Origin of the sequence: Sphingomonas sp. PP-CC-3A-396, from assembly GCF_004343105.1 — a bacterium.
Taxonomy (GTDB): Bacteria; Pseudomonadota; Alphaproteobacteria; order Sphingomonadales; family Sphingomonadaceae; genus Sphingomonas.
In genome coordinates this window covers 363,067-376,373 of the sequence record NZ_SLYF01000005.1, presented here as the reverse complement: position 1 = coordinate 376,373, position 13,307 = coordinate 363,067, and the positions used below count along the sequence as shown (strand labels likewise).

The window sequence follows — 13,307 nt, the reverse complement described above, 5'->3', positions numbered from 1 at the left end:
GCGATCCGGTCGCGACGCTGCCGCGGAGGTCAGCTTGCTGCAGCAATCCTGCAACCCTTCACAGCCGGGCAAAGCGCACCAATGACCGTGTGATGCCATGGAAGCAGGCTTGATGCAGCAGGCCCTCGATCAGATCAGATCCTTCAGAATGACCGTCTTTGAGAGTTTGACGCCGGAGCGTATCACATCGAACGTGACAGCGGTCCCAACCGGCGCGTTCCGCAACCTATACCGCAATTCCAACATGTCGGTAGCTGCCTTCTTCGTCCCGTCCACGGCAGACAGCACGTCCCCAGCTTGCAGACCTGCTAACTCGGCAGGCCCGCCTGGGACGACTTCGCCGATCAGAAGTCCGCCCAAGATGGGTTGGAACGAGATGCCCGAACGGTCATAGGTTCCGGTATCGTCGATAACGTTCGAGCGTTGCCTGAAGTAGATCGTCTGTCTTGGATAATCGAAGGTCACGACATATCGCTTCAGGAGGCCGCCTCCGACGTTGCCGATGTAGCTCGGGTCCGCAAAGGCGCCCGCCTTCTGAGACGAAAGGTTGGTCACGAAATGATCGAACTCGATCGTGCCGAGTTTGAGATCATCGGATCGCGTCATATAGCCGGTAGTGGTACCGCCGATACCTCCTCCGGAAGTTCTTCGCACACCGACGGGATGACGCTCCCGTAGTCCGTATTGTGTCACGGCCGGGGAACTGATGACGAGTTCCGATCCCGATCCGGTGTCGACCCGGAACCGACCCCTTATACCTTCGAATGATCCCGCAACCTCGGGCATGTGGTCCGAATATTTGAACGGAACGGCCGTGCCCGCGCGCTTGCGGTCGAACGTTTTCGAAACCGATAGCGTCAGGGTGTTCGTCTGGTAATCGATTTTGACGATCACGCGACGCAGCAATTCGTAACCCAACATGCCTTGCATGGCGCGGGCAGGGGGAGGCGCATTCGGAAGGTCTGCGACCATGGCGGTCTGGCCGTGAAGCGTGAAGCCGCCGATCTTTATGTCGAGACCATGCGCGTATCCCGTGCGTTCAACTCCATCCCCCACGCCGCCGATGGCCATTTTGCCAGTGGCCTCAAGTGCCAGCGTCTTTGCGGTGGGTACCGTCAGGAGAGTCTGTCCGCCGGTGTTGAGGATCATTGTGAACGGACCTTTGCCGTTAATGCTCGCGTCGAACAGAACGTGGTTGCCTTCAAGCCGGAAAGGCACGCTGGTGCTCCCGGACGGACCGAAGTCGAAATCCTTCGGGTTGGCCACCGGGGGCGAGAAGTAACCTCTCGGCAGAGTTCGGGTCGACCTCGTCCGGATCACGGAGAAGGTCTGCCTATACTGTTCGCCATCGCCGCCGTCTGTCACGATCGTACCTGCGTACCGGCAGCCCCCTACCGTGCGATAATCGCGGAATACGGTCGTCGTCGTGGCAGCTCCGATCTTCTCGGTGATCCGCGCTAGCAGATGCGTGCCGACGTCGAACCAAGCCGTGAAGGTTTGTCCGTGCAACGGGGTAACGGTCAGGCGTGCGTAGCGCTGGCCTGCGTCGACGGCTGATCCGGCATCAGAGATCGTTGCACCGTACCTATCGTCGGGCCACCACCTGTTTGCGTCGCGATACGCTTGGCTAACCGCCAGCGCGGGCATTTCCCCCCCGCCTTGAAGGCGCACGGTGCCGGAAACATCTTGTTGCCAGGCAACTTGGCCATCGAATCCTTCACCGCTTCGCATCGGTTCGGTCGATTGCCAGACGGCATGCCGACCCGTCCTCTGATCGACCACGGAACGGATGCTCGTCGGTGCATCAGGGCCGACCGAGACGAGGTCCTGCTCCAGCGTGCCTTTCCAGATGCAGCCCTGCGGCGTCGTCGCTGATCGATTGGCCATGAGCGTCTCACTGATCGTGTCGTGCGCTTGCGATACCGCCCCCACGAGCAACGGCGCTACGGCCGCTAGGCGAGCAAAAACGGAGTAGCGTGACATGAGCAGTCCTCAGATTGATGTGTTATGGCGCGCGCCATCGCGGGGTCCGAACAGGGTGGCTTCGGATATGCCGGTCTAACCTGCGTCATTGGCCATGTCCGACCAGTACGAGGTGCGGCGAATTCGAGCCGGGATTCGCACCGCTGCAAATAGATGCCTGTGTAGCCGTCTTCCCACACAGGGATTTCCACCCATCTCATCGGTCCGGCGATCTTCGTGATCGGCAGTCGCTTCCGAGTATAATCTTTGCCTAGGACTCACGCCCTCAACATGCTGATCTTTTCCTTGGCGTCTTGGATCGCGGCAGCGCGGGCAGCAGCACCGGTCGCCACGCCCTCGGCGATGATGACTTCCGGATCGTGAATACCAATGAAGCCGAGTGCGGCGCGCATGTAGGACTCCCCGTGCTCGTTGCTGGCCGACGGGCTTTCAACGCCGTAGAAACCACCGCGCGCAACCGTCAGGACAACGCGCTTGCCGCCAGCAAGACCTTCGACCTTCCCCTCAGTCGTGTAACGGAATGTTCGGTGGGCAATCAAAATACGGTCGATCCATGACTTCAGCTGCGACGGCACCGTGAAATTGTAGAAAGCAACGCCGATCACGATCGTGTCGGCGGCGAGGAATTCCTCGAGTACCGCAGCTCCGGTAGCAAGATCGTCGCGCATCGCTTCGTCGTGCTGGGCGTCCTCGACGTGCTGAGCGCTGAGATAGGCCCCAGACAGATGCATGATCGGGTCAGCTGACAAATCGCGGTACGTAACCGTCACGTCATCACCCTCCGCTTGGAGTCGTGCGACCGTCTCGCCTGACAGCATTCGGCTGACGGAATGGTCGCCCAGAATGCTGGAATCGATGTGGAGGATTTTCATATTCGTCTTTCGTTTAAAAGAGGTCGGACTTGGTCCGATGGGGCGTTGTGAGAACCGTCGCCTCCACTGGCCAACGCAGGCTTGGTCGAAGTTACCATTGTGACTTGATGTCTTGGTATCGAGCGCATTTCGGTTATCTCGCCGAAACGGACCGTCGGGTCTGAACCACCACTGCGATGGCACTCACGCCGACGTTTACGGTGATCGGGAAGCAGCTCCGCAGATCAGGATCTGCTGGATATCGGCAGGGATGGATTTCGTTCCTTCGAACCGGCTGAAAGACGAACCTCTGCCTCCAGCAACCGGCCGAGGCCAGCAGCCGCTGCGACGAACGCATTCCGGTTGATGTCAGCGATATCCTCGCCGGCCACTCCCTCAGCGGGAACGTACCGGGATACGAATGTAACGAGCGACCACCCCGCCTCTGCCGGATCCACCCTAATTTCGTTGCGCTGTTCCGTCACGGGTATCGGAAAGCTAAGCATTTCATAGTCCAGGCGGCGGGCCCGATCGTCCAGTCCGGTCAGCCGTTCCAGAACCGACGAACCATCGGTGGTAAGCAATTCGCGCTCTATTCCCGGCTTTATGTCGGAACCGACGACTAGGTGACTGCTGCTGGCGATGGGATTCCAGTCCGCGACGCGTCCAAAGTCCCGAATCTTCGACCAGATGCGGTTCGCATCCGCTGCGATCTCCGCTGCGAAGCGGACTTCCCCATGGGACTGCGTCACACCCGAGCACCGCCGTTTGCAAGGATATGCTGCCCCGTGACCCAACGCGCCTGGTCGGACGCCAGGAACGCGACCACGTCGGCGACCTCATCGGCTTCGCCTATCCGGCCCAGTGGAGAGCCGGCTGCGATGCGCTGGCGTTCGCTCTGCGGGGCATCCTTCAAGAACTCGGTGTTGGTCGCGCCCGGCATCACCGAATTCACAGTGACGCCGCGATGCCCCAGTTCGAGCGCCAACACTTCGACGATCAGTTTCGACCCGGCCTTGGACGCCGAGTGGAGCCCCATGCCGGCGCCGGCGAACATGGTCGTCGATGTGGAAATGTCTATGATCCGACCGTGGTCGCGGATGCGCCGTGCCGCTTGCTGCATCACGAAGAACGAGCCCTTCGCGTTCAGCCCGAAGATACGGTCGAAATCGGCTTCGCTGACATCTGCGACGGGTACGCCGATGAACGGCAAGCCGGCATTGGCGATGACGACGTCCATCCCCCCGAACGCTGACGTAACCTCGTCGAACAACCGCTCGATGTCCGCCAGTTCGGCCACATCGCCTTGAAACGCGCGTGCGGTACCGCCGGCCTGTTCGACCGCGCGTACGGCTTCGGCAGCCTCCTCCGGGCGGCTGCGGTAGTTTATCGCCACGGTCGCGCCTTCGCGGCCCAGGGCTTCGCCGATCGCGCGACCGATACCGCGCGAAGCGCCGGTGATCAGCGCAACCTTGTTCTTCATGGAAGTCATTGCGTCTCTCCGAAAAAAGGGGCGACCGATCCGGTCGGTCGCCGGGCATGGTTACTGCGGGAAAACGACCGAGGTGCTCACGTCGCGCCAGGCGGCGAGGTCGGCTTGGAGACCGGCGATCTTGCGCTCCATCACACCCACGGCGTCCTGGCCCAACGCGAGATGCAACGGCGGCGTGTCGGACGCCACGAGCTTGAGGATCGCTTCGGCACCACGCACCGGATCGTTGGGCTGTTTGCCGGCGAGCTGCCCCATGAAGCCGCGGAACTTGCCGACAGCCGTATTCTCGTACGCATCCATCAGTGACGCGGTCTGCTTCAGTGAGGACGATGCGAAGTTGGTGCGGAAGATGCCGAGCGTGAGGATGGTCACTTTGATGCCGAACGGGGCAACCTCCTGAGCCAGCGCTTCGTTCATGATATCGACGGCCGCCTTGGCGGCGGAGTAGACGCCGAGACCGGCGAAGCCTGTGAAGCCGCCGACGGCGGAGGCGGCGACGATGTGCCCCGACCCCTGAGCACGCATGACTGGCAGGACGGCACGCAGTACGTTCAGCTGGCCGAACAGATTGGCGTCGAACACGTTGCGGGCTTCGGCATCGCTGGTCTCCTCGACCGCACCCAGAAGGCCGAACCCGGCATTGTTCACCAGCACGTCGATGCGGCCCACCATGGATACCGCCTTCTCGACGCCTGCATCCACAGTATCGGCGTGAGTGACGTCGAGCACGATGGCCATGGCACGTCCGGGAGCAAGCGCTTCGAACGCGCGGACGTCGATGGTCTTGCGGACGGTGCCCACGACGTTGTCGCCTTGCGCCAGCGCCGCCTCGGCCAGAGTTCGGCCTAGGCCGGATGAAACGCCAGTGATCAGCCAGTTCTTGGTGGTTGCCTGTGTCATTGCGATTCCTTTGTTTGCTTGTGATAAAAAAAGTGGGGGGAGTACCGGACGGCAGATCGGATCAGGAGTTGATCCGTTGCGCGATCCGCTCGGCAACCATGATGGTGGTGACGTTGGTCGGCACCGAGGGGATGTCAGGGAGGATCGAAGCGTCAACGACGCGCAACCCGAGCACGTCTCGTGCCGAACCCCAGGCGTCCACGACCGCAGTCGGATCGCCGTCTGCCCCCATCGGAACGGTCGACGTCGGATGCTGGTAGGCGGCTATGTTGGCGACAATGTTCTGCCGCAGCGCGACATCGCTGTTCACGGCCGCCCCTGGTGCCATTTCGTGATCTACCATCCCGGCAAAGGGTGCCGTTCGCCCGATCTCTCGCGACAGATGAACCGCTTCGATCATCCGATCGAGATCGCTGGGGTCGCTGAAGAAATTGTAGCGGATATGCGGCGGCACCTTCGGATCCCGCGAAGCGAGTTCGAACGATCCAATCGATTTCGGCAGGGTCACCGCTGCCGCAAGCACGATCGCACCACCAGTCGGACTCGCCTTCGGATCGATGAAATGAGTTGCGGATACCTGGAGATCCAGATCGCCTCGAACGGCACCGGATGAGCTGGTCCATGCCAGCGCCCCTGCGGCGGGCAACATGCCCTTGTCCGCAATCTTCAGCGCGTAGACGTTGTAGAAGAACGGATGATCCTGGAGCCGCCGTCCGACCGGAAGGTCGGCGATCACCGGGATGCCGAGCGCGCGAAGCTGGGCGGCGGGCCCGATCCCGGAACGCATCAGGATCGCGGGACTCCCGAAGGTTCCGCCAGACAGTATGACGTCGCCGCCGTCGACGATCTCTCCGGATACAAGGCGCACGCCGGTGGCGCGTTTGCCGGAGAAGATAATGCGATCGACTTCGGCATCGCCGCGAATGGTCAGATTCGGTCGGGCGCGGACCTCCGCTGTCAGGTAGGCCATGCCGGTGTTCATCCGGACGCCATCGACGACGTTCAGCGAATACGGACCCGCGCCATCGACGCTATCGCTGTTGAAGTCGTTGACGGTCGACAGCCCGGTCGCCCGCGCAGCAGCCACGAAGGCGCGTGACGACGGTGTGAGTTCTTCAAGCGAACGCTGGCGGATCGGAAAGGGACCGGTGCGTCCATGCCAGCCGCTGTCACCCGTCGGCGTGTTCTCCATCGCCTGGAAGGCGGGCAAAACATCGTCCCAGGACCAGCCCGCGATGCCGCGCGCGGTCCAGCGCGCGAAGTCCGATGGCCTGGCGCGCATCGCTACGGTTCCGTTGACCGCCGAACTGCCGCCGAGCACCCTTCCGCGGGGCAGCGGAATGTCATGGCCCAGCCGAGCCTTGTCGTCACTGCTGTAGCCCCAGTCGAAATCGGGCGTTCCGACTATGCCGGGATTGGTGAGGGCGTTGGGGTAGCGGTCTGGCGCGAAGCTCGGTCCGGCCTCCAACAGCACAACGCGACGGCGGGGGTCGGCACTCAGCCGGGTAGCCAGAACTGCGCCGGCTGAGCCGCCACCGACGATGACGACATCAGCGATCGCACCCGCAGCGAAGATGGGTCCATTCGACAACGCAGCCGTTCCGATGGCGCCGGTTGCAATGAGGGTTCTTCGCGTGACGTCCATGGTCTTTCCTTCGTTGCACGGGGAGCCGTCCCCAGCTGGCAGGCCGGATCATGAGTTGATCCGTTCTCGATCCGCTTGGTCACCGACCCTTTTTCTGATGGCGAAGAAGTACGTGAGAGAACTTCGTTCGGCTTTCAGGATGCGCGCACCGCTGTTAGAAAATGCGCATTCCGGAAGGCGATAATGACCGAGGTCGGCACTTAGAATGTCTTGCTGGATCGAAGCAGTGACGACGAAAAGGCCTGAGCAAGTCGCGTGCCAAAGTTAAAAAGATCTCCCAGCAGAGTGCGTCGTCACGCGTTCCCGCATAGGCGTCTGCTGCTGAATGAGGCCCGGCAGCAGTGATGGCGTCGGCATGGAGGTGGGTAGACCAGAACAGCGGTTCACGGTGGTCGTCATGCCGTCTCACGCTGCGCCATTCCCGTAACGCCGCTTATCGGCGTAGCTGACAGACAACGCGCTGGTGTCCGCTCGTGGACACTAGAGTGTCCGCGAGCGGACACGGGAGCCGTGCCGAGATCAAGGCTTGGGCCCAGAAAGCTCTTCTCTGCCCCGGCTTCGTCGATCCATCACGGCGCGAGGCAAATGGCACAGTCCGTGCAGAGCTGGCTCCGTCTGTCATGAAGCCAGACCCCGGAAGGAATGCACAGATGCAACGCCCGCTACCAAGGTTGAAACTGATTGCCATCCTGTCACTCGCAGTCGAGTTGCTCTTCGTTCCGAACTTAGCCAGTGAGAAAAAACTCAAAGCATCGTAGTTTCGGGCGCGCTGTACGTCGGATGCCATTATTGACCCGGAAGACATCTTAGAATGCGACCCGAGCATTCGACTTGCGGTCATCACTCATCTCGGGCCCGCACGAGATATGCCATCCGTCACCTAGATCGAGGTACGGGCGCCCAGAAAGAACACGAAGCGCGTACTTCCAGCAAGACGCGTCGTTGGGTTCCGGCAGACGTCGATGCCGCGCGTGGTACCCCGGCAACTCAGTATTCCGGTCGAAATCTCCCTCCGCGGACGGGCGTTAACCGCTTGGCGCGACAACATGAAACGATGACCAATGCTCATATCAGAAGCCCATTTCTCGCTCGTACGCGCAGCCGCGGTCAGGGGTACGCGAATGGATCGAAAGGTTGAGCAGCCCTCGTCGCGCCGGCCACCTGTCGCTGCAGCCGTCGCCCTTATTGCGTTCGTCGTCTCGGGCTGGGAACTGACGTCGGCTACGGAGCAACCAATTTTGGGGCCCACGAATGATTTTGCGAAAGTCCTCGGTCGATCGGCTGCCGGTGCTTGCGACAGTCGTGCCTGCCCCGGCTACGTTCATACAAGCTCCATCCGCAAGCCCCGGATATAACCGTACTCACGTTGATCCCAACCGGGATCAGAGCGGCGATGCCGCTGATCGGCCATCTGCTTACGATCGCGGCGGGAAAGAGCTTCTGAAGGTTTCTCCGCCGCTGTCACCAAAACGCTCGGTGCGGTCCGCACAACCCGCCGTCGAGCCCGTCGTCACTCATGCCTGACAGGCGAAGCGACCCAGAGGGTGCTCCACATCGCCGAGGGAGGCCGCGCACTAAGAGCTTGAACGCGGCCCAAGGAGAATCGCTGATCGCGTGTGCGAGTCGGCGAGCAGGAAAGCGTCACTCCATGCATGTCAGCAGATTGTCGATCGACAGCGATCCGAAGGCGGAAAAGCTGTCGGCTACGGCGTAGGGAAGCAGCATTGTGCGTCCACTGACGAGCGCGCCGCAGCTGTATACGACGTTCGGCACGTATCCGTCGCGTTCGTGCGGGCTCGGCGCCAGAACGGGGCGCGGCGTCCGCGCGAGAAGCTTCGAAGGATCGTTCTTGTCGAGAAGGCAAGCGCCAATGCAGTAGTTGCGTACGGTACCGACGCCGTGCGTCATGACGAGCCAACCCTCGTCGAGCTCGATCGGAGAGCCGCAGTTGCCCATTTGTACGAACTCCCACGGGTAGCGTGGTTCGACGAGCTTTGTCCCGCCGTCCCAATGCAGGAGGTCGTCCGACACGTTCAACCAGATGCTTCTGTTGTCCTGCCGGCCAAGCGTCACAAAGCGTCCGTCGATGCGCCTAGGAAACAGGGCCATTCCCTTCGCGCACGCAACGTCTCCCGTGAATGCCTCCATCTCGAACGCCTTGAAGTCGGTCGTCGTCAGAAGTTCGGATCGTGCTTCCGCGCCGCTGAACGCGGTGTACGTGCCGTAATAGCTGACGGTCCCATCATCATCAGTGAAGCGCACCAGACGCATGTCCTCGATGCCCTGACGTTGGCTGGGCAGTATCGGAAACAATACGGTCTCCGATATGCCCCGCGACCCACCGCAGTCGAGATGGACCGCTCCCGGCGAGTCGTCTCGCGGCACGATGACCGGCGGCACCGACGTCGCCCCGGGATCGTCGATCGTAAGATTTCCACCGGGCGCCCACACGCCAGTACGGAAGGTAACCGATGAGACATGGCCTTCGCCGACCCCGCGCAATGCCAGGACGAAGCGCATGGCTCCGTCCGCGACATCCACTTGGTTCGGATGCGGCACGGCGCTGGGGTTGAAGAGTGCGGCCGCCTCATAGGCGTACTCTTGGCTGAAATACGCGCCGATCAGTCGGCGCTGATCTTTCGACAGGCTGGCTGCCGACGGAATGCAGTCCGCCAGCTCGTTGAAACGGCGCCTCAAGGTCGCATCGACGTCACGATGATTCTCGTCGAGCGAGGCCGTCACGCCCTCCAATTGCCGTGCAAGTTCGTCCTCATTAAGTCCTACGACGAGTGCGACGGTCTCTTCGGTCCGAGTGCGACCTTGATCGAACCCGCGAGGATAGCCCGGCTCGAACGGACGGACCACGGTTCGGGAAGGATCGGGCTTCAGCACGGTATCATAGAAATCAACGTGAGCGCGCTCAGTCATATGTAACCCTTGATCGATCTGTAATCGGGACGTTGGTCGATCTGATATCGCTGGCTGCTGCATCAAATCCGGTAGCTTCGACCGATGAAGGCTTACCTGATGGTTGAAGATCCGGAGCTCCTACGACGATCACCTCTCTTGCCGCAGCTAGCCGTTTGGAGGATGCGTGGGGTAATGAAAAGGATAGAACCGTGAAGTATCTGCTTACAGTTGTCACGATGCTGAGCCCTAATGTGGCGCTTGCCCAAATCGCTCCCGAGCGCACACTGCAAGTAACCGGTACGGCTACCGTCCAGACGGTGCCGGACATCGCCTTGATCGACATATATCTTCGAGGTGAGGGAGCTACCTCGGACGCGGCCACGAATGCCATCGCGGCGAAGCAAAAGGCGGTAGCCGAGGGACTCAAAGCGTTCTTGGGGCCGAATAACGAGCTTGCCGCTAGCAGCGTCACACTCATCGAGGCACGGAGTGGTACGTGCACAGACGCGCAGGGGTATGGCAGCCAGCCACGTCTCAGCACGGGCGTTTGCGCCGTGACGGGCTTCATTGCGACGATGCAGACGCGTGTCCGTACGCGAGCGGTCGAGAAAGCGGCCACCGCCGCCGGGTTGGCCTCCCGGCTGGGCGCCAGTGACGCGCGGCTGCAGGGATACGAGTTGTCCAACCCTGAAGTGGCGCAAGCCAGGGCCAATACGGCCGCAATCGCCGTCGCTGCGCGGCGAGCGGCAGCGTTGGCCAGTGGTGCTGGTCTCCAACTGGGTCCGATCGTCACGGTGCGTGATCAGGGAAGCTACGACATGACGGTGACAAGAGCGTCGCTTGGCGCGAACGCCTCCGCGGCTCCGTCGGCAACACGAGTGTCACCGGTGGTACTAGATCTGAAGCCGACGCCAATAGAGACCAGAGCCCAGGTATTCGTCACCTACGCCATAGCGCTCTGAAAGTTGCCGACTTCCACCCACGTTCGAACTCTGCATGGTATTGGAGAAGGCGAAGGGGCCGCCTCATCGACGAAGGTTTAGACGCTCAGCTCTCGAAGAGGTTCAGGAGCCTCGCGATCATTCTATTGATCTGATCGGGCCCGACCGCTGGCGAGAAGTGGCCGGATCCAAAAGTCTGTGCGGGGATAGCCCGAATGCGTTTGACAGGCTTCGCGATAGCGCCTCGGCGTTGACCGTGCCGTCGACGGTCAGTCGCACACCCGAAGGCAGCTCGATGCCGATCTGCCCCGTGGTCCGGGCGTCCGCTGGCGCCTCGACCCGCCGCGTCGGCAGCATCACGGGCGGCTCGCTGATCCGGACTTCGGCAAATGCGGTCTGCGGCCGGACCGGCACGCCGCTCAGTGCACCCGACATAGTTTGACGCCGCCAGGTGTAGGTCGCGCCGCTGCCGACCTCGTGACGCTCGACCGCCGCCCGGACCGACCCATCCGGCCCAAACGCATCGCGTAGGATCGCCAGCTTCTGATCGACCGTCCAGCGGCGCCGTCCGGATACCCGTCCGACAATCTCGATACGACCGCTCATACGACCGGTCGTATGACTACTCGCTAAATCTGCAGCTGGTTCGATAGTCTCGTCCGACATCACGGCCCCGTTCAAAGAGCCGCTATCAACCCGTCGAACGCTCCAACCGCAAGGCGGCCTTCAGACCTCGCTTACAGTGAGCATGTGATTTGAACACAAATCCCGTTCAAACAGGGTCGGTAACAGCGAAATTGAACACCTCATTCTGGAGTTCTAAACCCTGCTTGCACACATAGGCGTCTTGCTTACCGGCGTGGATCGCGAGGTCGGCCTATGCCTTCAGAGGGCGATCGTGGGATCTGTAGTCGATGGAATGAGCGTCGGCACGCATTGCATGTTTGACGCTCGGTTCGCGGCTGCCATCAGATCAACGTCACCTACATCGCGGCAATCGATCCACCATTTGGCGTCAGTGACCCGAAGGCATGCGTTACAGTCGGCGTCGCTGTTTGAGTTGGTTAGCGCTGCGAGCCGCTTGTTCCTGATCGTCGATGCCCAGCTGATTTGCCGATCCGTCCCAGTCAGCGGCGGAAGAACAAGGTGTGAGACAGCGGCGCTGCTTAACGCTGCCGCAGCGACCTCCTTAGCCCGCTTCTCCGCAACGAAGCAGTCACGACAGGTAGTCGTCTTCAGCCACTTGGCCTTACGTTCCTGCTGGCTGTCATAGCCGGTGAGATGATGAGCCTGCTCATGACCGCAGGCATGAATGATCCGCTGTTCCATGGCATGGATGATGCCCGCTCGTGGTTTGTGCGCAACACCAATGAGTCAGGTTGAATCAGAATCGCGGCCAGTGGCTGATGACTGCACGGGACAAATGTCCAGCCAACTAAGCTGGCGCAACGCCGTCAGCGTTCACCAGATCTGGGCCAACCAATGTGCCGATGAGCCGGACGCGCTTCTCTACCAGATCTACGGGCGTTCGATGCAATTCCAGCTCGTAGCGGCCACCGACATCGCGGCGCAGATAGAAGGCGCCGCCATCGCGGACCAGAGTGCCTATCTCATTGATCCGGGTACCAATCGCTACCATCGCTATGTCGTCGCTCCGTTGATGATCATGCAAAATTGCGGGAGATCCTTGGGGCAGCCGATGCTCCTTGATGGTCCAATGATCCTGCTAACTCGTTCCCGACCGGTCTCTAAAGACTGATATTCCGCCGCGCCATTTCAACGAATGCCATATCCCCGATTGGTGAGGGGGGCTCGGCTTTAAAGATGTCGGCCAAATCGAGCAGATCCTCGTTGGAAAGGACCGCGATCGCGGCTTCGACCTCGGCAAGCCGCCGCACGGCTTGATCGCCGCGATCGGCGACCCGCTTCATTCTAGTCTTAAGCATGCCGCCTCTTATCATAAACGTCGCGGGGGCGGCAGGGGCATTAGCGGCGAGTTGGTTAAGGTCATTCGGCAAAGACGTTCGCTACCTGCATTCGAAAGAAGGTTTCCAATGGAGACCGCACCGCTCTCTGGCATGCGTCGAGGGGTAGAAACGTACGGCTTGCGCCGCGAAATCGGCGCGTTCCCAGTATATGCGGACCGTCCGCATTTACGGCAAAACTGGTGGAAAGCGGACCGGCTGTTTTCGGGCGGCGATTGGGGTAAACAGACGTTCGTTCATTTGATGGGGCAGGGGGGCTAATCGGCCGTTTCCTGGTGGACGTTCCACCCGTCGCCTGGATCATAGCATAGCCGAGTAACCGCTTCGGCGAATGCAGCGACGCCGCAGGCGCCCATGCCAATAATAGTCAATGTTTTCGGCATGGTATCCCATTCGTTGAGGAACGGCGACAACGCGTGGGCGCGGCCTCGTGCCACCGCGTACGTGAAAAATCTGTCATTCTTGTTTTTCGTCAAGACCGGCAGCTCTGGAGCTGGCCTGTGATCGTTGGGTCTTCGCAAACGATATCGGATTGCGATGACCGCGCGAATAATCGACGCGGTTTCTCGATGGCGCTTCACTACTGAGCAAGGCGAGTTT

General features: G+C 61.0%; 12 protein-coding genes. 1 reads left to right on the top strand and 11 read right to left on the bottom strand.

Annotated elements, in window-relative coordinates; all coding sequences use genetic code 11:
- Window positions 1-129 precede the first annotated feature (129 nt).
- The 7 genes from C8J40_RS12145 to C8J40_RS12115 all read right to left on the bottom strand — a co-directional run bounded on the left by C8J40_RS12145 (window position 130) and on the right by C8J40_RS12115 (window position 9,799).
- Window positions 130-1,983, bottom strand: coding sequence for an aspartyl protease family protein (locus tag C8J40_RS12145; RefSeq protein ID WP_132897214.1), 1,854 nt, complete (start codon window positions 1,981-1,983; stop codon window positions 130-132).
- A gap of 257 nt (window positions 1,984-2,240) precedes the next feature.
- The gene (locus C8J40_RS12140) at window positions 2,241-2,855 is read right to left on the bottom strand and encodes an NAD(P)H-dependent oxidoreductase (protein WP_132897213.1); all 615 of its coding nucleotides are present in this window, start codon (window positions 2,853-2,855) and stop codon (window positions 2,241-2,243) included.
- 224 nt (window positions 2,856-3,079) lie between these two features.
- Window positions 3,080-3,586 (bottom strand): SRPBCC family protein, encoded by a 507-nt coding sequence (locus C8J40_RS12135; protein WP_165911443.1) that lies wholly within the window; start codon window positions 3,584-3,586, stop codon window positions 3,080-3,082.
- Window positions 3,583-4,326 (bottom strand): SDR family oxidoreductase, encoded by a 744-nt coding sequence (locus tag C8J40_RS12130; RefSeq protein WP_132897211.1) that lies wholly within the window; start codon window positions 4,324-4,326, stop codon window positions 3,583-3,585. The genes C8J40_RS12135 and C8J40_RS12130 overlap by 4 nt, the downstream gene beginning before the upstream one ends.
- A gap of 51 nt (window positions 4,327-4,377) precedes the next feature.
- The gene (locus tag C8J40_RS12125) at window positions 4,378-5,226 is read right to left on the bottom strand and encodes an oxidoreductase (protein ID WP_132897210.1); all 849 of its coding nucleotides are present in this window, start codon (window positions 5,224-5,226) and stop codon (window positions 4,378-4,380) included.
- Between the two features lie 61 nt (window positions 5,227-5,287).
- Window positions 5,288-6,817 (bottom strand): GMC family oxidoreductase N-terminal domain-containing protein, encoded by a 1,530-nt coding sequence (locus C8J40_RS12120; protein ID WP_207901214.1) that lies wholly within the window; start codon window positions 6,815-6,817, stop codon window positions 5,288-5,290.
- 1,695 nt (window positions 6,818-8,512) lie between these two features.
- Window positions 8,513-9,799 carry a glycoside hydrolase family 130 protein gene (locus C8J40_RS12115; RefSeq protein WP_132897208.1) on the bottom strand — a complete coding sequence of 429 codons (1,287 nt, stop codon included), beginning with the start codon at window positions 9,797-9,799 and terminating at the stop codon, window positions 8,513-8,515.
- A 191-nt stretch (window positions 9,800-9,990) separates the two neighbouring features.
- Here C8J40_RS12115 and C8J40_RS12110 point away from each other — a divergent pair, with 191 nt between their 5' ends.
- Window positions 9,991-10,743 (top strand): SIMPL domain-containing protein, encoded by a 753-nt coding sequence (locus C8J40_RS12110; RefSeq protein WP_132897207.1) that lies wholly within the window; start codon window positions 9,991-9,993, stop codon window positions 10,741-10,743.
- A 117-nt stretch (window positions 10,744-10,860) separates the two neighbouring features.
- Here the strand turns inward: C8J40_RS12110 and C8J40_RS12105 are convergent, their stop codons facing one another.
- From C8J40_RS12105 to C8J40_RS12090, 4 genes are all read right to left on the bottom strand, one after another.
- Window positions 10,861-11,328 carry a transposase gene (locus C8J40_RS12105; RefSeq protein ID WP_243693355.1) on the bottom strand — a complete coding sequence of 156 codons (468 nt, stop codon included), beginning with the start codon at window positions 11,326-11,328 and terminating at the stop codon, window positions 10,861-10,863.
- A 279-nt stretch (window positions 11,329-11,607) separates the two neighbouring features.
- Entirely contained in the window at window positions 11,608-12,051 is a 444-nt protein-coding gene (locus tag C8J40_RS12100; RefSeq protein ID WP_132897206.1) for a hypothetical protein, read from the bottom strand.
- 106 nt (window positions 12,052-12,157) lie between these two features.
- The gene (locus C8J40_RS20770) at window positions 12,158-12,361 is read right to left on the bottom strand and encodes a DUF5818 domain-containing protein (protein WP_132833749.1); all 204 of its coding nucleotides are present in this window, start codon (window positions 12,359-12,361) and stop codon (window positions 12,158-12,160) included.
- A gap of 109 nt (window positions 12,362-12,470) precedes the next feature.
- The gene (locus C8J40_RS12090; RefSeq protein ID WP_243693354.1) at window positions 12,471-12,653 is read right to left on the bottom strand and encodes a hypothetical protein; all 183 of its coding nucleotides are present in this window, start codon (window positions 12,651-12,653) and stop codon (window positions 12,471-12,473) included.
- Window positions 12,654-13,307: the final 654 nt, after the last annotated feature.

Bases quoted from the DNA above. Each gene is read 5' to 3' on its own strand.
- C8J40_RS12090 (WP_243693354.1), bottom strand. From the start codon at position 12,653: ATGAAGCGGGTCGCCGATCGCGGCGATCAAGCCGTGCGGCGGCTTGCC.
- C8J40_RS12140 (WP_132897213.1), bottom strand. From the start codon at position 2,855: ATGAAAATCCTCCACATCGATTCCAGCATTCTGGGCGACCATTCCGTC.
- C8J40_RS12105 (WP_243693355.1), bottom strand. From the start codon at position 11,328: ATGAGCGGTCGTATCGAGATTGTCGGACGGGTATCCGGACGGCGCCGC.
- C8J40_RS20770 (WP_132833749.1), bottom strand. From the start codon at position 12,361: ATGGTAGCGATTGGTACCCGGATCAATGAGATAGGCACTCTGGTCCGC.
- C8J40_RS12145 (WP_132897214.1), bottom strand. From the start codon at position 1,983: ATGTCACGCTACTCCGTTTTTGCTCGCCTAGCGGCCGTAGCGCCGTTG.
- C8J40_RS12100 (WP_132897206.1), bottom strand. From the start codon at position 12,051: ATGGAACAGCGGATCATTCATGCCTGCGGTCATGAGCAGGCTCATCAT.
- C8J40_RS12130 (WP_132897211.1), bottom strand. From the start codon at position 4,326: ATGACTTCCATGAAGAACAAGGTTGCGCTGATCACCGGCGCTTCGCGC.
- C8J40_RS12115 (WP_132897208.1), bottom strand. From the start codon at position 9,799: ATGACTGAGCGCGCTCACGTTGATTTCTATGATACCGTGCTGAAGCCC.
- C8J40_RS12125 (WP_132897210.1), bottom strand. From the start codon at position 5,226: ATGACACAGGCAACCACCAAGAACTGGCTGATCACTGGCGTTTCATCC.